15 protein-coding genes are annotated in these 21,578 nt (G+C 54.3%); 8 read left to right on the forward strand and 7 right to left on the reverse strand.

The features are described from left to right. Window positions 1-145 precede the first annotated feature (145 nt). The 4 genes from GCU68_RS08690 (at window position 146) to GCU68_RS08705 (ending at window position 4,550) form a co-directional block, all read left to right on the forward strand. The gene (locus GCU68_RS08690; protein ID WP_152943675.1) at window positions 146-604 is read left to right on the forward strand and encodes a Tfx family DNA-binding protein; all 459 of its coding nucleotides are present in this window, start codon (window positions 146-148) and stop codon (window positions 602-604) included. Between the two features lie 54 nt (window positions 605-658). Continuing rightward, window positions 659-1,297: a hypothetical protein gene (locus GCU68_RS08695; RefSeq protein WP_152940754.1), complete on the forward strand. Its 639-nt coding sequence runs from the start codon at window positions 659-661 to the stop codon at window positions 1,295-1,297. A 73-nt stretch (window positions 1,298-1,370) separates the two neighbouring features. After that, window positions 1,371-3,365, forward strand: a complete 1,995-nt coding sequence (locus GCU68_RS08700) for a bacterio-opsin activator domain-containing protein (RefSeq protein WP_152940756.1) — start codon at window positions 1,371-1,373, stop codon at window positions 3,363-3,365. 168 nt (window positions 3,366-3,533) lie between these two features. Beyond that, entirely contained in the window at window positions 3,534-4,550 is a 1,017-nt protein-coding gene (locus GCU68_RS08705) for a tyrosine-type recombinase/integrase (protein WP_152940758.1), read from the forward strand. Between the two features lie 30 nt (window positions 4,551-4,580). On the opposite strand, the gene GCU68_RS08710 is transcribed toward GCU68_RS08705, so the two are convergent. Continuing rightward, window positions 4,581-5,306: a hypothetical protein gene (locus tag GCU68_RS08710; RefSeq protein WP_152940760.1), complete on the reverse strand. Its 726-nt coding sequence runs from the start codon at window positions 5,304-5,306 to the stop codon at window positions 4,581-4,583. Between the two features lie 133 nt (window positions 5,307-5,439). Continuing rightward, a complete protein-coding gene (locus GCU68_RS08715) occupies window positions 5,440-6,591 on the reverse strand; it encodes a hypothetical protein (protein ID WP_152940762.1) in 1,152 nt (383 codons plus the stop codon). A gap of 106 nt (window positions 6,592-6,697) precedes the next feature. Here GCU68_RS08715 and GCU68_RS08720 point away from each other — a divergent pair, with 106 nt between their 5' ends. Continuing rightward, complete coding sequence (locus GCU68_RS08720) at window positions 6,698-8,209, forward strand: pentapeptide repeat-containing protein (protein ID WP_161991504.1); 1,512 nt, start codon at window positions 6,698-6,700, stop codon at window positions 8,207-8,209. A 586-nt stretch (window positions 8,210-8,795) separates the two neighbouring features. Here GCU68_RS08720 and GCU68_RS08725 read toward each other — a convergent pair. The 3 genes from GCU68_RS08725 to GCU68_RS08735 form a co-directional block, all read right to left on the reverse strand. Next, the gene (locus GCU68_RS08725) at window positions 8,796-10,355 is read right to left on the reverse strand and encodes a hypothetical protein (RefSeq protein WP_152940765.1); all 1,560 of its coding nucleotides are present in this window, start codon (window positions 10,353-10,355) and stop codon (window positions 8,796-8,798) included. A 522-nt stretch (window positions 10,356-10,877) separates the two neighbouring features. Continuing rightward, on the reverse strand, window positions 10,878-11,294 hold the full coding sequence (locus tag GCU68_RS08730; protein ID WP_152940767.1) for a restriction endonuclease: 417 nt from the start codon (window positions 11,292-11,294) through the stop codon (window positions 10,878-10,880). A 310-nt stretch (window positions 11,295-11,604) separates the two neighbouring features. Next, window positions 11,605-12,579 (reverse strand): hypothetical protein, encoded by a 975-nt coding sequence (locus GCU68_RS08735; RefSeq protein ID WP_152940769.1) that lies wholly within the window; start codon window positions 12,577-12,579, stop codon window positions 11,605-11,607. A gap of 305 nt (window positions 12,580-12,884) precedes the next feature. On the opposite strand from GCU68_RS08735, the gene GCU68_RS08740 reads away from it, so the two are divergent. Then, window positions 12,885-13,787 carry an HFX_2341 family transcriptional regulator gene (locus tag GCU68_RS08740; protein ID WP_152940771.1) on the forward strand — a complete coding sequence of 301 codons (903 nt, stop codon included), beginning with the start codon at window positions 12,885-12,887 and terminating at the stop codon, window positions 13,785-13,787. Between the two features lie 219 nt (window positions 13,788-14,006). Here GCU68_RS08740 and GCU68_RS08745 read toward each other — a convergent pair whose 3' ends face one another. Together GCU68_RS08745 and GCU68_RS08750 are read right to left on the reverse strand one after the other, a co-directional pair. Continuing rightward, entirely contained in the window at window positions 14,007-15,059 is a 1,053-nt protein-coding gene (locus GCU68_RS08745; RefSeq protein WP_168927111.1) for a zinc-binding dehydrogenase, read from the reverse strand. A 169-nt stretch (window positions 15,060-15,228) separates the two neighbouring features. Beyond that, a complete protein-coding gene (locus GCU68_RS08750) occupies window positions 15,229-17,850 on the reverse strand; it encodes an efflux RND transporter permease subunit (protein ID WP_152940773.1) in 2,622 nt (873 codons plus the stop codon). A 104-nt stretch (window positions 17,851-17,954) separates the two neighbouring features. Here GCU68_RS08750 and GCU68_RS08755 point away from each other — a divergent pair, with 104 nt between their 5' ends. Together GCU68_RS08755 and GCU68_RS08760 are read left to right on the forward strand one after the other, a co-directional pair. Next, a complete protein-coding gene (locus GCU68_RS08755) occupies window positions 17,955-18,620 on the forward strand; it encodes a hypothetical protein (protein WP_152940774.1) in 666 nt (221 codons plus the stop codon). 167 nt (window positions 18,621-18,787) lie between these two features. Beyond that, the gene (locus GCU68_RS08760) at window positions 18,788-21,559 is read left to right on the forward strand and encodes a valine--tRNA ligase (RefSeq protein WP_152940776.1); all 2,772 of its coding nucleotides are present in this window, start codon (window positions 18,788-18,790) and stop codon (window positions 21,557-21,559) included. Window positions 21,560-21,578 lie beyond the last annotated feature (19 nt).

Raw genomic sequence — 21,578 nt, forward strand, 5'->3', positions numbered from 1 at the left:
GCTGCCGGCCGTGTTCTCGACGACTGCTCGGATCGCTGTCTCGCGGTCGGAGGGTAGAGAACCGGGGAAGCTTTGATCCTACCGCTATCTTACTGGTGTGTATGTGCGCACGCGAGATCGAGCACCGACAGTGGGGGCGGTCGCCGTGATCGACGAGGTCGAGGACCTCCTCGAGGAGATCGGCTTCGAACCGGAGACGAGCGTGTTGACGCACCGTCAGGCCCAGGTGCTTGCGTTGCGCGAACGCGGTATCTCACAGGCTGATATCGCCGACGCGCTCGGGACGTCGCGCGCGAACGTGTCCTCGATCGAATCGAGTGCGAGAGAGAACTTATCGAAAGCCCGCGAGACGGTCGCCTTCGAGGAAGCGCTTCGGGCCCCGGTTCGCGTCCGCGTCCCGGCGGGAACCGACCTCTACGACGTACCACAACTCGTCTACGAGGCCTGCGACGAACAGGGTGTCAAAGTCGACTACACCGCACCGGATCTCATGAAGGCCGTCAGCGATGCCGCCGGCGCTGCAGTGTCGGGACGCGAGATCGTCACGCCGCTGATCGTCGGCGTGACGTCCGAGGGTATGGTTCGCGTCCGTCATCAGGAGTAATCGCTGTCGCGAGGATCGCCAGACCGAAAGGCGGTGACCGCGTAGACGACTGTAATGTCCGCCGATCTGCCGGAGTCGCTGGCCACCTCGTGGCGTCGGGTCGGGACGCGAACGGGAACGACGAACGTCCTCTTGCTTTCGATTACCGCAGAGACGACGCTGTACGAACCGATCGAAGCCGCCGAAGAACGGGCCTCGATCGGGATCAGCGAGATCCCTATCCGGTCGCTGTTTACCGTCGACCTGACGTTTTCGCCGCCGCTTTCGAACGTCGGCGTTCCGCCGTCAACCGTCTTCTCGCAGGCAGCCCCCAAGGCGAAACGGCAGTTCGTCGAAACGATTGAAGACGAGGGGTTGGTCATCGACGGCACGCGAACCACTCTCGAGTTCGAGGCGTCGAACGGCGAAGCGGGCGTCTGGTACGTCATCGACGCAAGCTATCCCGTCGATCCCGACCGGCTGGGTGTCGATTGCGAATCGCTCACTGCCGAGATCCACGTCGCCGTCTGGCCGACCGAGACGAGCTACGGAATGGCCGGCGGCACAGTGCCACTCGAGTCCGTCGCCGACGCCGCCGACGTGGACGACGCTGCTGAACTGCCGACTCACGCTGAGATCGATCCGGAACGCGACCGCGAGACGATCGCCGAGTTGATTCGGACGATCGACCTCGAGTCCGGCACCGACGCCTAACGATCGACCGTCGATCGTCGTCGAACGACCGTGGGACCCCCATGCTTTTGGCAATTGGTAGCACGCAATATGTATGGAAAACAACCGGCACCCGATCGACACCGGCGCCGAAACGGGCGACGAGTCGTCCGGCACCCTCGAGGGTGCGTTCGCCCGGGTCTCGGACGCCGTCTACGCCCTCGATTCCGAGTTGCAGTGTACGGCTGCAAACGAGCAGGCCAGAGCCCTGTTCGGTCGAGATGCCGGCGGCGAGGGGGAAGGGGCCGGAGTAGACCGAACAACGGACGCCACCACTCGCTCGCTCTTTGGAGACGCACACGTACGCGCGTTCGAGTCCCAGCACCCACACACGGCCGAGGCGTACCACGACGCCGTCGGTCGCTGGTTCGAGGCGCAGTGTTATCCGGACGAAACCGGCGTCACCGTCCTCGTTCGAGACGTCACCGACCGGAAAGACCGGGAACGAACCCTCGTCGATGGGAACAGACGGCTGCGGTCGATCTTCGAGGACGCACACGATGCGATCCTCGTCGGTGACGAGGACGAAATCGTCGCCGCCAACCCGGCCGCAGGCGAATTGCTCGGCCTCGAGCGCGCGGAACTATACGGTCGCTCGCTCGAGGAGTTCGTCCACGACGACCACGACGTTGACTCGGCCTGGACGGCGCTGCTCGAGCAGGGGCGACTTCGCGGTTCGTTTTCGGTGGTTCGCCCCGATGGAACCGATCGAATTGTCGAGTACAACGCCGTCGCGAACGTTTTACCCGGCACCCACCTCTCGATTCTCAGGGACGTTACCGACGCCCGCCGTCGCGAGCGCCAACTCGAGTGTCAACAGGCGCGGCTGGCGGCACTCGACCACATCAACGGCGTCGTTCGCGAGATCAACGACGCGATCGTCAACGGCTCGAACAGGGCCCACCTCGAGCGGGTAACCTGCGAGTCGCTGGCTGATTCGCCGTCGTACGAGTTCGCGTTCATCGGGGACGTCGACATCCGGACGAATAGCATCACCCACCGCGTCGAAGCGGGAATCGACAACTACGTCGAAACCATTCCGCTGTCGACAGACGCCGACGACCCTGCCGGTCGTGGACCGGCAGGGACGGCCATCCGAACCGGAACGATGCAGGTTTCGAACGACGTCTTCGAGGACCCGTCGTTCGAGCCCTGGCGCGAGGACGCCCGCGAGCACGGCTACACCTCGGCGGCGGCGATTCCGATCACACACGACGACGTCCTCTACGGCGTCCTCGGTGTGACGAGCGCCCGTCGGAACGCGTTTACCGACGAGGAACGCGACGTCATCGGGCAACTCGGTGAAATCTTGGGCCACGCGATCGCTGCCCTCGAGCGCCGGCGCGTACTGCTCGGCGACGAACTGATCGAACTCGAACTCGTGGTCGACGACGCCGTCGCGCACTTCGACGGCCCCGAGATGACGGGCCACTCCGTCTGGTTCGATCGCGTCGTCCGGATCGACGACGAGCAGTACCTCGAGTACGGGACGACGGCCGCCGAGACCTTTCCGACGGTCGAAACCCTAACCGAGCGCGTGCCCCACTGGGAGGGGGTGACGGCCCTCGACGAGTCACACGGCGAAGTAACGTTCGAACTGGTGATCGATGCACCGCCGTTGATCGGCGTCGTCGACGCCTATGGCGGCTACGTCGAGTCGGCGGCCATCCGCGACGGCGACTACGCCGTGACGGCGCACTTCTCGACCGGGACGGACGTTCGCTGCGTCGTCGACGACATCACCGACGTCTACCCCCGGACGCGCACCGTCGCCCGTCGCCGAATCACGCCCTCGAGAGAGCCGGTCGAACAGCTTCGAACCCGGCTGGCGGAGACGCTGACCGATCGCCAGCAGGTCGCCCTCGAGATGGCGTACTCTCGCGGCTACTTCGAGTGGCCGCGCCACAGTTCCGGCGAGGAGGTCGCCGAGGCGATGACCGTCACGCCAGCGACGTTTCACGAACATCTCCGTGCCGCCCAGCAGAAACTCATTACGGCAATCCTCGAGCCACCGGAGACCACCCGTGACGCGGTCACCGACGATCCCTGATCGTCGAGACCGAGTCCCACGCCGGTCCCAACGTGGCGGGATTGATTACGGCGTCGCGCCACGTATCGCGTATGCAAACCCACATCGTCCCGGTCGGGTTCGACTACGACCGGCTGATCGCGCCTTAGTCGGCCTATATCTCTCGTCTCGGGTTTCTCGGAGATCACAATGCAAGACCAGAAACTCGAGCCGATTGCACCGGATGAAGCAGTCAGTCTCTACCTTCAGGATAGAGAAAACGAATTGGCGAACGGGACGATCAAATCCTATCGGCACAAGCTGACGAGATTCGTAGAATGGTGTGACCAAGAAGAAATAGAGAATCTAAATACGCTATCGGGACGTGATATACTTCGGTTCAAACAGTCCCGGTCTAACGTGCTCAACTCTGTGTCATTAAAGGGCCAAATGGACACACTGAGGAGTTTCATTCGATGGTGTGAATCAATCGACGGAGTAGAACAGGATCTCCACAATAAGGTCATGTCTCCTACTCTAAGCCAAGGAGACAGGGAGAGAGACATCTTGATTGATTCAGAGATCGCCAAAGATATTCTCGAACATTTGTCCCGGTTCGAATATGCTTCACTCCATCATGCACTCCTCACTCTGCTATGGCGTTGTGGAGCAAGATCTGGAACAGTCCGTTCCTTCGATCTTCGGGACTACGAGAGAGAGAATCAAAGACTGGAGGCGAAACATCGTCCTGAAACTCCACTAAAGAACAAGAAACGAGGGGAGAGGCTAATTGCACTCAGCTCCGATGTATGCCAAGTCCTGAACGACTACATAGACCATAACCGGGAGAAGGTAACAAATGAACCAGGACGAAAGCCGTTACTCACAACTCAATTTGGACGGATTTCAAAGTCTACTATTCGAGAAACCTGTTATCGGTGGACTCATCCCTGCCAATATAATGGCGGTGAGTGCCCACACAGTCGGGATATGGATGAGTGTCAAGCCCTGAATCCACCCAAGAAAGCACCCTCTCTATGTCCATCCTCTCGTAGCCCTCACGCTTGGAGAAGAGGTGCTATCACTCACCATCTTACTGAAGATGTTCCTATAGAAGTTGTGAGTGACCGGATGAACGTCTCTCGAGACGTATTGGATCAGCATTACGATAGACGGTCTGAAGAGGTGAAGGTAGAACAAAGACGGGAATATCTATCAAATATTTAGATCACGAGTCATCCGTTTCTCTAATTGATGTTAGTTTTCGCCAAACCACTTATCTAATGTTTCCTGTGGCTCTTCTTCCTCTAATTCTTCAAGCACCTCCATACATTCGCGACGAAATGATTGGCTGGTTCTCACGTAATAGGTTTGGCCACTTTCTTCTAATTTCCTCATATCTTCGTCCATACTCCTTTCATTAAATTTAACTAGAATATGATTTATCTTTTTAACTATTTGGGCCTTCCCCTCCGTGCTTAATAACTTCCAGTAATCATGGATATCACTAGCTATTTCTGTTGCATCAATTTTACCCCCATCTGTTCTTACAGAAGCAGATTCCCTAGAGATGGACTCTGACATGAGGTGTCGCAATAATCGTTGACCGATTATCGGTAGTGGATCCTCGGGAGAAAATGGATAAAACTGGGTGGGTATCTGACGAGGAATGGTGCTTGAATGGATGAGTTCATTGAGAGTATCATCAGCAAATTTATTTCGTTTTGAAATGGTCCCTGCACTTCGATCAAACACTAAGCCAGGATCGTCAATATCCAAATTAGAAAAAGATTGGTCAAGATCATTCATTCCCGAGTAAACTATTTCATGACTATCTATACTGTCACTCTCCGGTACTTCCCTCTTTATATTGTCTGTCTTAATATCAGAGTTCTTTTCTACTTCCTCAATTGTTAATCCATTTGTTCGACAGTCAGTCAATAAAACACGATCATGACACTGGAGAAGGATCTCCGGGTTCACTCTTTGACCTGATTTGTTCCGAAAGGAAGGGTGTAATTTTCGTAAATTATATCCTGCTCTATCTAATGGAGTTGGCCAATTCCGTGGCCCTCCCTCCGCCAGTCCAATGCACATGTTAATCAGCTTTGACTTATCAGATAATCTGGCCATGCATACTCCCTTCCAGTGTTGCTTCTGAATCAAAATAGTGTTGGATGTTAGTATAAAGCCTTAGGATTACATTTCCACAACTGTCTTCAGGGAGATAGATTCTCATCCAATTCGGAGCTACCTCGAGGTCTAATTCATCTCCAGTATGAAGATCTACCGCTGAAACACTATAATAATCCTCGTCAATCTGGTTTTCTAACCCCCATAATCGGAATGGCTTAGTAGAACCTAATAAAGTAGAAAAGAACGACTCAAAGTCTGTTATCTCACGGTCAAAACTTATCAAAACTGGCTCTCCAGTGAGATTTCCACCGTACTTGTCGACCCCTCTTTTTATTGCATAATCTTCTTCAAGTGAATATAGAATATCTTTATATTTGTCTTTTATTTCTTCTATCTGATAGAAATGGCCATCAACCGAATCGCCTCTTGCGGTAAACTTCGCTGTGTGGGTAATATCTTCTAAAAGAATTCGACCATCGTCAAATGCTCTTCTAATACCAACATTGGAGAGTGAAGTAGATTTCCCTAGTGTTTCGTCGCCACTTAATGTTGAAAGAACTTTCTTAGCGTTTTCTCCCCATAAACGCATTGACATTTTTGAGATTTCTCTCGCTGTAGGATGTTCAGAACCGTCTTCTTGGGATCTTGCCTTCTGGAATTCGTCTTCAAATTTCAGAGAGAAGCTTCTAAAATCATTTCTTGGGCTTTCTCCTATGTTCCTCAGAAAGCTATTCGAAAGCCATGAATAGTCGAGCTTGGTGAATCGAGGGAAAACGAGTTTGTCAAGCAGGCTATCACTATTTTTTGATTTTGCTAAGCTGTGTACTGCCCAGAACCTTTCATCAAGATTCTCAATATAGAATCGTGCTTTCTTATCGGAACCTAGCTTCCTAATTTGAATGTTTTCAAAGTCGCTTTCTCGAGTCTTATCCCTTTTAAGTCGATAATCTTCGGTATCCCCTAAAAGGCCTTTTGTGGTTGGCCGTTCCGACTCGATCAAGTATGATTTTAAATATGTCTCCCCTTCGTTTAGCTCTTGATTCTGATTCACAGAATCGTATGAGTCAACCATTTTCTCTTGAAGGAGCTCTTTTAACTCCATTCTTGACGAGATCATGGCTGACCCAGACATGTTAATGGGTATTCCCTCGGGTGGTTTAAATATTCACCTGATTCTTCTATGTTGGAAACATTGATGCCTTCTAACAATTTTATAAATGAGATGCATGAACTGTGATATGGATCGATGCGGAGAAATCTTTCAGTGGTCATCTAAATACAATCCACTAGGACGAGACTTAGAAAGAACGTCTGGTGACGTAACTGCAATCTCTTTTTCGAGACAAAAGATTCGGAACCACTGTTGTTATAGAGAAACCATACCAGGAAGTGATAAGTGTTATTGGCACACAAAAAAGGAAAAAACTCAGAAGGAATTACAACAAAATCTGGGCGACCACGATGAGCCTGTTGGGAATGCCTATATTTCGGGTGAATTCAAAAATCTTGATCTTCTAGTAGAGTTTCCAGAAGCTACTTTTGAAGACTGCACATTCAAGAATGTTGATTTCACCGGGTCTCTTTTCCCGAATGCAGTTTTTATGGATGTTGAATTAACTGATTTCAAATTCGATCAATGTGTGCTACAGGGTTCAAAGTTAGATAATGTGAATGATATGAAACAAGGTAGAAGTAGTCTCCAACAATGTGACTTAAGAGGTACTATCCTATCTAATGTTGACTTTAAGGGGGGAAATTTTGAAGGATCCGTGTTTAATGTGAGATCTAGATTAGAGAACAGCACAGAGTTAGATGGTGCAAATTTTCAAAATGCGGATCTCGAGGAAGTAAAGTGGCAGAATATTGATCTAACTAAATCGGATTTCACAGGCGCGAACGTTCAAAATGCAAACTTCTCTAATAGTACTTTAGTTCAAACTATATTTAGCCATGCAAATTGCTTAGGTGCGGATTTTTCTAATGCGGATCTTGAGGGTGCGAAATTTGATCAAGCATACTTAGTTGGATCAAATTTTATTGGTTCCGAATACCATAATGCAGTATTATCTGATGTTCAAATTGATCATACTACAGAATTTGATGAAACGTCTTCGTATCAACGAGAAGATGCACCTCCCGGGAAATTCGAGAATAGATCCGTACGCGATCTCAAAGCTTTGTGGACATATAGGACGTTACAGAACGTATTTAGAGAGAACGGGATGATAGAAAAATCTAGACAATACTATGTGAAGGAGAAGGATTTGCGACGCGAGCAATACTGGCGACAATTTAGAAATGAAGCTACATTATTGGAAAATCAAGATGATTTTTTGCGGATTTCTCTTGAAGACCGACCTAAACTGAAATGGCTGGTGTTTCTATTCCGAGCACTTCGAGCAGAGTCATCTAAATGGATAATAAGATTTGGAGAAGGTATTGAAAACTTAATCATATCTGCAATACTAACCATAATTGGATTCGGTATTGTTTATCCATTAACTGGTCTGAATACTTCAACTGGCGAATATAGATTTAAGTTCCCTGTCGAATTGAGTGATCTTCTAAATGTCTCTTGGAGTCCTTTTCTTGAAGGGCTTCTTTTTAGTGTTCTAACTTTTACACCAGGTAATAGTGGTGATATTACTCCTATAGGATTCTCCCAAGTATTGGCAATCATAGAAGCTTCACTTGGAACAATTTTCTTCGCTCTAGTGGTCTTTGTATTAGGTCGTCGTACCACACGGTAGCTCGTTTTTCAAAGGAGTTACTTTAATTCGAAACCGATCAAAGCGTCAGCCGACGTCCCCGTTATCTTGGTTTAATTCGAAACCGATCAAAGCGTCAGCCGACGTCCCCGTTATCTTGGTAAAGCGGAAGCATATGGAAGATGTCAAGCTTAGTAGTAATCTTTGAAAAATCACTAAAAACCGAAGAGCAACGCGAGCGTTCGCAAGATGGGGAGATGGAGATTACTGGCATGTAGGAAACCTCTCCAATGCAGTCCGAACTGGTGAAGATTGGACATGTTCATTGGGCCAATGAACTATTCGAGCCCAAAAGCCGGCGACTCACTGATGATCTCTATCTTTGGGTTCATGCATGGGATCGAAACAACGACAGTGGTCCATATCGAAGGCCTGCTACCTTAGCAGAAGTGGGTCCCTCTTCCACAACAGTTCAACTTGGGCTTTTATAAGTAACCTACTATCCAACATCCGAATTTAACCGTCAAAAGCTCTATTCCGCCGAATCCTGCAACATAATATGATTTCCTCTCCTCTCTCCCTTTTTCACCTATACAACACTAATCTAGACAATAACGACAACTTGAAACTAAATATTCTTTCGAGTTATATTCGAAGAAGAGTAATTAGGCGTCCAATCGTATTTGTTACAAGCTGATCGGATATGTTTGTTTGTTAACTTTGGGTCGTAGTTGTCGCCGTATTGTTCCTTGAACCAATTTCTGGTTCCGTCTACTCTATTAATAGATAATTGGCGCAGCATCACGAACAGACGCTCTCCATGTGTGAGAGATTCAATTCCCTTCTCTTCGGCTTGTTTCTGCAATCTAAATGCTCTAGATTCGTTCTGCTTCGAAGGGGGATGATCATTTCTGTAGTTTGATGGATGATATCCTGATTCACCTGTATCGTAGTCAAATGCTTCTAATGTCTCGATAGCCTCGCTAAAGGAACCTGATCCCGCTATGATTTTTGCTACAAAGATTCGGGGTTTGTAGATCCGACTTTTTCTGGATTGGCCGCCGATGAGAACAAAGAAATCACCTTCTTGGATTCCTTTCGTGGTGAATTTCTCATAGTCTGGTTTCGAAAGTTGGATCGGACGATATTCTCTCGCTTCGATTTGATATTTTCGATCACATGCCCAAAAGTTATACAATTGACAAGGGACGAAAGTCTGAGTCTGCTTGCCGTTGTAATCCCCGTTCGCATCTCGTTTCTCTCCGAACGGTCCATCAATAACCTTGGCTATCAGCAGGCTTCGATTCCCGTTTCCTGCATTTGCGTATGGACTTACCGGGTGCGAATAGTGTGCTTTCCACTTCTGGTGATTAGCTCCCCGATATGGTTCGAATCGTTCCCATGAATTAAGACCGGGATCGATAGGTTCGTTCTCTGTATTCGTCTTTGGTTCCCACAGATGATTTTCAGGGTCCTTGAGTACATCTGAAGGGAACGTATCAGTAAGCACTTCAGCAAACGATTGTGGCTTCTTCACGTCGCTTTCAGTGGCTTCCTTGATGATTCTCTCATGGGACCATTCGGGTTCGATCTTAACTTTCGGTAGTTCTGTTTGTTCGTGGCTAGTTCCGGGAAGTCTGAATAACCGCTTCTTAGTATATATTTGAGAGTCTATGTCGTACTCGAACTCTTTCGCCATCTTTCGCAATATTTCCAAGTCATTCTGTTTCACGAAATTCGGAAGATGAGCGTGAATTGATCGTCCCCCGGAAAAGTACCACGTACAGGCAGAGGGATCTGTATTTAGATAATTCAAGCAAAAATCTTCAATCCAATCAATTTGTTTTTCCAATGAAATTTCTGCATCGGATTCGATATAGAGGGGATAATAGACTCTTCCTTCGGCTTCTGCTTTATCTTGAAGCTTCTTGGCGATGTTCTTACCAGAAACAGCATATGGGTTCTCCAATTTATGTTGTTCCTTGATTTCATCGAAACCTAAATAATAAATTGGAGACCCAAAAGACATCTCCTGTGATAGTGATTTAAAAGCACTCTGAAGAATCGGCTCTGGATTCGTTGGGGATTCTGCCAATCGGATGTATGGCTCATATTGCGCCGTTTCTGCTTCATTCTGTTCCGTAGTGGATTTCTGCTTGATCGGAGCTGTACCAGTTTGTGACTTCATTTCTAACTCGAATATTCGTTAATCACATCTGCCATCTTCTGCTGGAGCAAGTCGTCATAGGTGGAGAATCTCTCGTTAGCTTTCGCCATAGCGAGTGCCCTTTTCGTTTCGGGTCGAACCGAAATAGTAGCATATTCAGAAGTCATTTTCACATATACTTACGCATTGTAAGTTTATAAATGCATTGAAATTGGAGTTTATAATTGAATTTGTAAATTCATATCTCATTTCTAACTCACTAATTGGAGTATGTATATTGGACTTGAAACGGAGGTTGAGGGTGTTTGAAGAGGATAACTTTCTGGGAAATTACGATGAACTTCCCAATAAGTTTGGATGGCATAACTCGAGAGATGTTGTTTAGAAGCGTTATACCGGTGATTTAGTAGAACTGATTATCATATACGCTACAATAGGGATAAAGAACCGCTCTTGGAGAGGGTTTGGCTCGGATTTTATCGTTTCCTGTATAACGGTTAAACGCAATTTCTGCGTGCTTTATACGACTTAATTGCTAAAATCCTAATTCGTGGGATACCTGTCCCTGAAGTCCTCAAGTGTTGTCCCGATCAGTTTATTGTAAAGACACTCTGCATCCCAGAGATCAATGGTGGTGTCGCTATTTCGCTCAATTTTGTCTGCCGTTTCTAACGCACCCTTTGTGAAGGAGACTGCAGTTACAGCTGTTTCTGATACATTGTGTTCAGATGCAGCGCCTGCGATTTCACGGATTTCACCCGGTCCAACACCCTCTCGATTAACTACTTCAACAATCACCTCTCTCCTTCCTCGATTCAAAATAACATCATGACCACCGTCTCCTGTCGCTTTCGTTCGAGTTGTGTCCCACTCTTCGTATTCGAGGATATCTTGTACTACCTTTTCGAGTGTAGCGTGATCATGACTCGATATCCAGTTATGAAACGATGGTGGAACCATACCAATGGTCTCCCATACCGGCCCTATTAAAATCCCACAATCCCCACCGAGAATTTATGCTATATGTATACAATCGCTCCCCAAGAACCAATAATTGTATACATCAGATTGGCTAATTCCTTGTTAATTCAATTTGAAAAGCTGGGGAGATTTTTCACTTGTAGATTTTCGGCTGGCAAATCTCCTTCAGAAGAAAAATTTTTGATTGCTCGGAACAGTAAGGAGTTGATTGATTAGAATCCTATCGTAAATGAGAAACCAACTTTCTTTTATATTTCACATGCATAATTTAGACGATCTGTGTTTTTAGTTAATTATTTATCTTTTGACTATCAGACTCTTCAAACCCTTCTCGGTCAACGTAGATCTCGAGATCATCTGCTAGTTCCTCTAGTTCGTCCATCAGTTCATTCTGATGCTGCTGTAGCTCGTTACCGAGGTCAGTGGGCAGTTGATCTTGGAGGAGGCTGCTGTATTCAAGACGTGTTTCAAAGGAGCTGTCAAGTAGCTGTTGTTGAAGACTCGCGATTTTCTGTTTATCGTCGCTACGACTCTTGTTTGACCATGCTTTAAGAGAAGCGACAAATCCTTCTTCAATTTCTTCTTCTTTTGTTTCATCGTCAATGACTTGATTGTACCAGCGTTTGACTTGGTTGACTAGGGCCATTCGAAGTGGCCAATCTAGTTCATCAAGTTCGTCCGTGTCAACAGCGACAAATGCATCTCCTGCATATATCACACTCATATTTGCGAAGATATCTGTCCGGCTTTCACCAGCAGTATTTAGTGTTCTTTCACTGACTTCTCCTGTGATTAGAACACGAATCACGTCCCGTTGGTGAATCGGAAACGAGGAAGTCTCTTCCTGCATATAAAAATACCCTCCGGCAAGAGTCAACCCAACCCCAAGAAGTGCAATAATCGGATCCCCGAGTCCAACTAATGTCAAAAGTAACCCTACGATAATCCCTAAAGCTCCGTGTGGTCCTTTTGGTTTATATGTGAGTGATCCAGATCCAATTTCACGCCATTCAGAGGTTGCAACAAGTCTTCCCTTTACCGTGCCGGTCAATTCTCCTACGTTCTCGCTTTCTATATCGAGGTTTGCCTCTTGACTCCCATGTGTATGGTATTTGAAATTATCTCCGTCTTGAATTTCTTCCAGGCTGCGTTTTAATCTCCGATAAAATTGTCTGGGGTTAATTCCATTATATTCGCCTTCGACAAATTTGGTTGCTTTGCGAAGGTTTTGCCGTGTATATTCCCATGATCTGTTCTTGTCCATTACAGTCATTCTAAATTATGTATGACGTAAATAGCTTTGTAGATGATTATCAAATTCGATAACTTGTTAGATTCGTTCCACACAATATTATTATAATTGTACACTACTTATAAATTAATCACTCCTTCTATTCCAGTAGAGTTAGAGCTAAGGGATTTCCACTCTACGATTCTAACGAGAAATCCGAGGCGGGAGCAAGGGCCAACAGTAAGAATGTGGAATTGAACGGTGCGTGATCTGATATAGGATATTTAAATCCTCTGTAGATCAACACCATTACAGCGTCTACCTCCCAACAATCGCGTATGCAAACCCACATCGTCCCGGTCGGGTTCGACTACGACCGGCTGATCGCCCCACTGGTTCGCGATCAGATCGACGTCGATAGCGTCATTTTGCTCGAGGGTGCCGTCGGCAGCGAGGCCAACGTCGAGTACTCGCGTCGGCTCTCGAAGAAACTCGAGACGGACTTTCGGAACTTACTGGGGGCGAGTACGGAACGGTTCGTGCTGGCGGACGTGTACGACTACGACGCCGCCTTCGAGCAGGCCTACGAACTCATCACCACGGAACTCGACGACGGAAACGAGGTCTGGGTCAACATCGCTGCGATGCCGCGAACCGTCAGTTTCGCCTTTGCGAACGCTGCCCACTCGCTGATGGTCGAACGTCAGGACGACCGCGAGCATATCCACACCTACTACACCGCCCCCGAGAAGTACCTCGAGACGGAACTCGCCGAGGAACTGCGCGAGCAGATCACGCTGCTTGAGTCGTTTCGCGACGCGGGCGAGATCGACGACGAACGGATCGACGCTCGCCTCAAGAGCGCACAGGAGTTACTCGCTGAGTTCGACGAGCGCGGAACGACCATCGGCGCGAAGGAGATCGACGGCAAGCACATCGTCGAGCTCCCGGTGGCCTCGTTTTCGAACGTCAAACCCTTCGAGGAACTCATTCTCTACAAACTCGGCGAGGACGGCGAGTTCAACTCGGTCTCGGAACTCGCCGAAGCGCTCGCTCGCGAACTGAACGAGGAGTACACTGACAGCTTTCGCTCGAAAGTCATCTACAACGTGGATCGGCTCGGCCCCGGCGGTAAAGGCTACATCGAACGCGAAGAACACGGGAAATCCTACCGAACGCGTCTTTCGCGCATCGGCGAGTTGTGGGTCCGGGCTCACTCCGATAGCGGCCTCGAGCAGTAACAGGTCGGAAGAACACGGTTTCTCACCTCGAGTTGCACGTATCGTCGCGTCGTCGACCTCTCGGTGGCCACGAGCCTCGTCGCCGAAAGGCTGTTAACTCCCGGGGAGACACACCAGAACTGACGATGCGGCCGTTGGATCATACGGACTCCTGTACGTCGGTGCCGGTAACCGCGAACCGTCCTGCGGTTGCGCCGAGGCACCGTACAGCGGGCCGTCTCACTCGAAGTGGATGAGCGGCTTGATGATCCCGTCTTCTTTCTTGTCCATCATCTCGAAGGCTTCCTCGATCTCGTCGAACTCGAACTCGTGGGTCGTCATCTCGGTCGGATCGACCCGGTCGTTCTCCAGCAGTCGCAGCAGTCGTTCGATACGGAGCCGGCCGCCGGGACAGAGATCGGTGACGATGTCGATCTCGGCCATCCCGACGCCCCACTCTTCTCGAGGGATGTGACGGAACTCGCCCTCCCCGTGGTAGCCGACATTCGAGACGGTCCCGCCAGGCTTGACGGCCTTGATGCAGTCCTGAAAGGTCTGATCGGTGCCGAGCGCTTCGATGGCGGCGTCGACGCCCTCGTCGTCGGTGTGGTCCATGATCGCCTCAATCGGATCGACCTCCTGGAAGTCGACGACGTGGTCAGCACCGTAGGTTCGGGCGATTTCCTGACGCTTGTCGACCGTCTCGACGGCGATGATCTCGCCAGCGCCCTGTAACTCGGCCCCCTTCGTCGCCATCAGCCCGACCGGTCCCTGGGCGAAGACGGCGACGGTTCCACCGACCGGAATGTCGGCGTTTTCGGCCGCGGCGAACCCGGTCGACATCATGTCCGTCGTGTACAGTGCCTCGTGATCGCTGACGTCGTCTGGAATGTGTGCCAGGTTCCCGTCGGCGTCGTTGACGTGGGCGTACTCAGCGAACGTCCCGTCTTTGACGTTTGCGAACTTCCAGCCGCCAAGCGCCCCGTTCGACTGCGAGGAATGGCCGTCCTGTGCGGCTTTCGAATTCCAGTCGGGCGTGATCGCGCCAACAGCGACGCGGTCGCCGGACTCGAAGTCGCTCACCGAGTCGCCGACCTCCTCGACGACGCCAACAACCTCGTGGCCCAGCGTGAGGTTCTCGCGATCACCGATCGCCCCGTGGACGGTGTGGCAGTCCGAGGTGCAGATCAGCCCCTTCGTTGGCTTGAGGATCGCATCCGCCGGTCCCGGTTCCGGCGGCTCCTTCTCTGTAATTCTCGTCTCGCCGATCCCATCCATGACAAATGCTTTCATGCTCATTGTGTGCTATCTCGCGACACCGCCGACCAGCAAAAAGGTTTCAGCGACTGATACTGCCGGACAAAACTAGTCACACACCGACCGTACGCGAATGATCGTCGCCTTCGGCGACGTACCGTGAGACGCGATCGGGCGTTTACTGACTGTTGTCCGGCAGTGTGACTCACGCACCAACGCGCTCGAGCACCCGTTCACGAAGCACGAGCAGACACGGGAGGACGGTGAGACAAGCGATGAACGCGAAGATGATGCTCAGGCCCGTCACCAGCCCGAAGCGTTGCAGCGGCGGCGCGAGCGCCAGCGCGAGGACGCCGAAGCCGGCTGCCGTCGTCGCCGCGCTGCCGAGCAACGCGCCGCCGGTGCCGGTAATCGTCGCCGCCAGCGCGTCCTCGAGCGAGTCCCGTTCGTCCCGTTCGGCGACGAATCGTTCCCCGACGTGGATGCTGTAGTCCACGCCGAGTCCGATCGCGAGGCTCGTAATCACTGCCGTCTCGCTGTTGAAGGGGAGATCCAGCAGCGCCATCGTCCCGAGAAGCCACGCGAGCGCGGCGACGACCGGCGCGAGCGTGACCACGCCGAGCGAGAGCGCCCGGTGGCGGACCCAGTAGAGGGCCGTCAGGAAGACCAGGATGACCACCAGCGTGACGACAAACGCCTGCACGAGCGTCTCGAGCAGGGCATCCTGAACGACGGCCGTCGTTACGGGCCCGCCCGTCGCGACTGCCGTGACGACGCCGCTGTCACTGATCGCGGCCGCCACGTCGCGGGTATCGTCGGCGACGGTCTGTGCCGGCGCGTCGCTCTGGACGTTGACGAGCAGCCGTGCGGATTCGTACGTACCGTCGTCGGTCCGGTAGAGGACCTCCGACGCGCGGTCCGGATCGACCTCGAACAGCACGTCGTAGAGGCCGGGGACGTCTTCGTCCGGCAGCCCGTCATTGTTCGTATCACGCGCCTCGACCGCGGCGGCGACGGTTTCGTTCTCGCTTGCGAGTTCGCGGATCACCGCGGGCGGGCCGTCGATCGCAGCCTGCCCGTTTGGTCGAACGACGATCGTGCCGTCGCCGTCGACGCCCGCGATCGCGTCGTCCATCGCGACGAGCGCCTCCGGATCGGTGACGTCGCCGCTATCACCGCGTATCAGAACCTGTGTCCGACTGTTCTCGCCGCGGTCGGCGAAGTTCGCGCCGAGGTACGCGGCGTCGTCGCTGATCGTGTAGGTTCCCGGCGCGAGCGGTCCGGGGAGGGATTTCGCCCACTCGGGAGCGTCCTCGGGGAGGAAATCAGCCTGATTGAACTCCGTATCGATTCCCGTCGCCCCGTAGGCCCCGCCGGCAGCCAAGAGGAGCGCGACGATCACGATCACAACCGGTGCGCGACGAGCTAACGTGACGAACTTCGAGAGCACGCGGTTGACGACGCTGGTCCCCGTTCCGAACGGCGGTTTCGCTCGATTGCGGCCGAACCGTGTCTCGAGGACGTCGTCGACCAGCACCTTGAGCGCGGGCACGAAGACGGCGAAGGCGACGAACGTCGCGAGAATGCCGCCGGCGCTCAAGATCGCGAAGTCCTGAATCGCCGGAAGCGGACTGACGACGTTCGAGAGGAAGCCGACACCGGTCGAGACGGTCGCCGCCGCGAGCGCGAGCACGACGCCCGCGAGCCCCATCGTCATGCCGGCTTTCGTTCCCAGTGCTGGCGCGTCGACGTCGGCCTCGAGACTGGTCGCCGTGCCGCCGTCGCTCGTCGCGTGGCCACCGGCTGAGATCTCGAGTTCGCTAGCTCTGGCCTCGCGATAGCGCATCACGACGTGGAGTGCGTAGTCGATACTCAGCCCTATCAGTAAGAAGGGGACGGCGATCAGCAACTGACTCGAGGGGATCTCGAGCCAGCCCTGGATGCCGGCGAGCCACGCCATCACGATCCCGATCCCGAGCAGGCCGATGAGGACGTCGACGACGTCCCGGTACGTGATCGCGAGCACGCCGAGGACGAGCACGAGCGCAACGGGTGTGATGATCGCGAAGCTGTCGCCGACCGCGCTCGACGACGCCGCGTCGGTGATCCCCTGCCCGAAGACGAACGCGTCGTCGAACCGCTCGTCGACGAGATCAGCGATCTCGACTTGCGCGTCGTAGGCTGCCTGCGGGTCCTCGTCGGGGCCGCTGTCGTCGACCTGGAAGATGAAGGTGATCCGTGACTCGGCTTCGGTCGAGCCCGGTTCGTAGCTCGTCGGCAGGAACTCGTAGGCGTCCTCGCCGCCCTGTTCGGCGTCGGGATCGAGGACCCGCTCGAGCAGCGCCTCGACTTCAGCGTCGTCCCGTGCTTCGAGCGCTGCGATCTGTTCCTCGAGCGTCGGTTCGCTCGTCTCCGGCGGCCCCTCGGCCGCCGCTCGATCCTCGAACACCGCAGCCGTTCCGACGATGTTCTCGAGACCGACGAAGCCCTCGTCCTCGAACGTCGCGTTCAACTCGTCGTCCTCACGGATCTCCTGTTGAAGGCGCAACCCCTCGAGTAACGACTCGCGCGTGAGAACGTCCCCGCCTTCGTCGCGGACGACGAGTTGGGCGACGACCCCGTCGTCGGTGCCGTAGGTCGCATCGATCTCCTCGAGAGCTGCGGTCTCTTCGGAGTCGGTCTCGAACTGGCCGATCTCGCCGTCTTCGCTCTCACCGATCGCCGCGCCGCCGGCGACGACGCCGGTGAGCAACAAGACGAGCACGACGACGAGGCGACTGTGCGAGACGATCGCGTCGGCGTATCGGGCTGCAATGGAGCCGCTCATCTCCCACCTCGTCGATCGGGAACCTGGGTCATTGCCACCCATTCGAACCGGGAGAGTCATAGCAGTTCGGATAGTATCCGATGTCGTATAATCGGTATTCGATTATGAACACTGAAATTGATCGCGAACGCGGCGTGTTGAGCCCCGCGGATCGGGCCTACCTGCTCGGCGACCGGGAGATGAGCCACGAGCAGTCAAAACGCAACGCGGAGGCACGCATCCGTCGCCGGATTCACGCGGCGATGCTCGATTTCGACCTCCTCTTGCACACGCTCCCCGAGAAGGATCGCAAACAGCTCTTCGAGCGGACGACGACCGACGAGGCGTTTCTCGACGGCCTTCGGGCAACCGTCGCCTTCCTCTATCTCGGCACGGAAAAATACGGCGTCGACTTCGAGGATGTCATAGAGCCTGCGATCCGAAGCTCGGAGGAGTATCTCGCCGCGACCGACCGCGCAGCGAACGTCTCGGTCGACGTCACCTTCGACGTCGAAACGACCGTCGAATCCTCGCTCGAGGGGGTCGCCGCGCGGCTGGACGCCGGCGACCCGGTGACGCCCAGAGAGCTGTTTTCCCTCGTTATGCACGGCGAGTACGACACGCGCGACCACGAACGAATCCGACTCGTCGGCACCGACGACGAGCAGACGGCCGACGGCTTTCTCGAGCGATTGGCGTCGTATCTCGGCGGCGACCTTGAACAGGTCAGCGACTCGCGGGCAGTGATTCGACTCGACGAGACGACCGCAAATGAAGACGACGGCTGCTGAAACGATCGTAGACGAGGACGACGAAACACCTAACACCGTGCCCGGCGCTACGTTCAGCCATGTCCGACGCCGTCGCGGTCGCGACTGATGGGTTCGACGGGCCGTGTCACGCCGTTTTCGTAGGGGCGGCCTAGCCCCACATTTCCAACCCCGTTTCGACGGATGTATTGTCGGCGACCAGCATTCACCGAGCAACGACCGGTATCACCAATGAACGAGCGCAATTTCAACGCCACGACGACGCACCGACGACGCCCGCTTCGGGCGGTGAGAGCATGAGCATGGACGACCCCGAACAGGACGTCGAACCGACGCTCGAGGGCGGCTACGATCCCGAGAGTGTCGAAACGCGCTGGCAACAGCGCTGGGTTGACGAGGAGACCTACGCCTACGGCGGCGAGCCGGGCCAGGACCCGAACACGACCTACGCGATCGACACCCCGCCGCCGACGGTCTCGGGCAGCCTGCACATGGGCCACCTTTATGGCTCGACGTTGCAGGACTTCGCCGCTCGCTTCCAGCGGATGGCCGACGGCGACGTCCTCTTTCCCTTCGGCTACGACGACAACGGGATCGCGAGCGAACGCCTGACCGAGAAGGAACTCGACATTCGCCATCAGGATTACGAGCGCCGGGAGTTCCAAGAGCTTTGTCGCGAGGTCTGTACGGAGTACGAAGCCGAGTTCACCGACAAGATGCAGTCACTCGGTACCTCGATCGACTGGTCACACACCTACAAGACGATCGAACCACGCGTCCAGCGCATCTCGCAGCTTTCGTTCCTCGATCTCTACGAGAAGGGCCGCGAGTACCGGAAGAAAGCGCCGGCGATCTGGTGTCCCGAATGTGAGACGGCGATCTCGCAGGTCGAGACCGAAGACGACGAGCGCCACGCCCACTTCAACGACATCGCGTTCGAAATCGCCAGCGACGGCACGGACCGCGAGGAGTTCGTCATCTCGACGACTCGCCCGGAACTCATCCCGGCGTGTGTCTCCGTCTTCGTCCACCCCGACGACGAGGCCAACGCCGATTTGATCGGCGAAACCGCTCGCGTCCCGATCTTCGGCCACGAGGTGCCGGTCATCGAGGACGAGCGCGTCGACATGGAGAAAGGCAGCGGGATCGTCATGTGCTGTACCTTCGGCGACCAGAAGGACATCGAGTGGTACCAGGCTCACGACCTGCCTCTGCGGGTCGCCATCGACGAGACGGCGACGATGACCGACCTCGCCGGCGACTACGAAGGGCTCTCGACCGAGGACGCTCGCGAGGCCATCGTCGAAGATCTCGATGACGCGGGCTCCCTTCGCGACCGACGCGAGATCGTCCACGACGTCGGCGTCCACGAACGCTGTGACACGCCCGTCGAGTACCGCGTCTCCAAGCAGTGGTACGTCGAAATTCTCGATCACAAAGACGAGTACCTCGAGGCCGGCCAGGAGATGGACTGGTACCCCGAGAAGATGTTTACCCGGTATCGTCACTGGATCGAGGGCTTAGAGTGGGACTGGCTGATCTCCCGCCAGCGTGACTCGGGCATTCCGTTCCCGGTCTGGTACTGCGAGGACTGTGACAACGCGATCATGGCCGAGAAGGAAGCCCTCCCGGTCGATCCGCTCTCCGACGACCCACCCGTCGACAGCTGTCCCGAGTGCGGTCACGACGCCTTCGAGCCCGAAGAGGACGTCTTCGACACGTGGGCGACTTCCTCGCTGACCCCGCTGATCAACGCCGGCTGGGACTGGGACGCCGACGCCGAGACGTTCACGATGGATAACCCCGAACTCTACCCGTTCGACCTGCGCCCACAGGGCCACGACATCATCTCCTTCTGGCTGTTCCACACCATCGTCAAGTGTTACGAACACACCGGCGAGGTGCCGTTCGACGCGACGATGATCAACGGTCACGTGCTCGACGAGAACCGCGAGAAGATGTCCAAATCGCGGGGCAACGTCGTCGAGCCCGACGCAGTGCTCGCGGAGTACCCCGTCGACGCCGTGCGCTTCTGGGCCGCAAGCGCCGCCGTCGGCGACGACTTCCCGTATCAAGAGAAGGACCTGACCGCGGGCGAAAAGCTCCTGCGCAAGCTCTGGAACGCCTCGAAACTCGTCGACACGCTCGCTCCCCGCGACCCCGACGAGCCCGAGACGCTCGAGGCGATCGACCGCTGGCTGCTCGCGGAACTCGACGACGCCGTCGAGGATCTCACAGCCCACCTCGAGGCCTACGAGTTCGCCAAGGCTCGCGACCGCCTGCGGACGTTCTTCTGGAACACCTTCTGTGACGACTACTTAGAGATCGCCAAGACTCGCGAGGACGAGCCATCGACGCAGTACGCGCTGCGGACGGCCCACCGGACCTTCCTCGAGTTGTGGGCCCCGTTCCTACCCCACGCGACCGAGGAAATCTGGCAGGCGGTGTATGCAACGGACACGGCGGACCTCGAGAGCATCCACACCCGCGAGTGGCCCGCCCCGCAAGGGTATGAGGCCGACCTTGAGGCCGGCGAAACCGCGATGGAGGTCATCTCGGCGCTGCGACGCTACAAGAGCGAGAACCAGCTACCGCTGAACGCCGACCTCGAGTCGGTGTCGGTCTACGGTCCGATCGGGGGCTTCGAGGACGCCATTCAGCACGTGATGCACGTCCAGGAACTGTCGGTCCTCGAGGACGAACCCGAGGTGACAACCGAGGTCGCGTCGATCGACCTTGATTACTCGACGCTCGGGCCGAAGTTCGGTTCGAAAGTGGGCGAGATCGACGCCGGAATCGACAGCGGCGAGTACGAGATCGACGACGATGCTGGCGTCCTTCGCGTCGCCGGCGAGGAGCTCAAGGACGACTTATTCGAGGTTTCCCTCGAGCGAACGTACTCCGGCGAAGGCGAGATGATTGAAACCGAGTCGGCGGTCGTCATCCTGCAACACGACTGATCTGCAGGTCCTCGACTCG

Origin of the sequence: Natronorubrum aibiense, assembly GCF_009392895.1 — an archaeon.
GTDB classification, from domain to species: domain Archaea; phylum Halobacteriota; class Halobacteria; order Halobacteriales; family Natrialbaceae; genus Natronorubrum; species Natronorubrum aibiense.

Excerpts from the sequence above, each read along its gene's own strand:
- GCU68_RS08695 (WP_152940754.1), top strand. The coding sequence starts at position 659 with ATGTCCGCCGATCTGCCGGAGTCGCTGGCCACCTCGTGGCGTCGGGTC.
- GCU68_RS08700 (WP_152940756.1), top strand. The coding sequence starts at position 1,371 with ATGGAAAACAACCGGCACCCGATCGACACCGGCGCCGAAACGGGCGAC.
- GCU68_RS08705 (WP_152940758.1), top strand. The coding sequence starts at position 3,534 with ATGCAAGACCAGAAACTCGAGCCGATTGCACCGGATGAAGCAGTCAGT.
- GCU68_RS08715 (WP_152940762.1), bottom strand. The coding sequence starts at position 6,591 with ATGTCTGGGTCAGCCATGATCTCGTCAAGAATGGAGTTAAAAGAGCTC.
- GCU68_RS08720 (WP_161991504.1), top strand. The coding sequence starts at position 6,698 with ATGGATCGATGCGGAGAAATCTTTCAGTGGTCATCTAAATACAATCCA.
- GCU68_RS08725 (WP_152940765.1), bottom strand. The coding sequence starts at position 10,355 with ATGAAGTCACAAACTGGTACAGCTCCGATCAAGCAGAAATCCACTACG.
- GCU68_RS08730 (WP_152940767.1), bottom strand. The coding sequence starts at position 11,294 with ATGGTTCCACCATCGTTTCATAACTGGATATCGAGTCATGATCACGCT.
- GCU68_RS08735 (WP_152940769.1), bottom strand. The coding sequence starts at position 12,579 with ATGGACAAGAACAGATCATGGGAATATACACGGCAAAACCTTCGCAAA.
- GCU68_RS08740 (WP_152940771.1), top strand. The coding sequence starts at position 12,885 with ATGCAAACCCACATCGTCCCGGTCGGGTTCGACTACGACCGGCTGATC.
- GCU68_RS08745 (WP_168927111.1), bottom strand. The coding sequence starts at position 15,059 with ATGAAAGCATTTGTCATGGATGGGATCGGCGAGACGAGAATTACAGAG.
- GCU68_RS08750 (WP_152940773.1), bottom strand. The coding sequence starts at position 17,850 with ATGAGCGGCTCCATTGCAGCCCGATACGCCGACGCGATCGTCTCGCAC.
- GCU68_RS08755 (WP_152940774.1), top strand. The coding sequence starts at position 17,955 with ATGAACACTGAAATTGATCGCGAACGCGGCGTGTTGAGCCCCGCGGAT.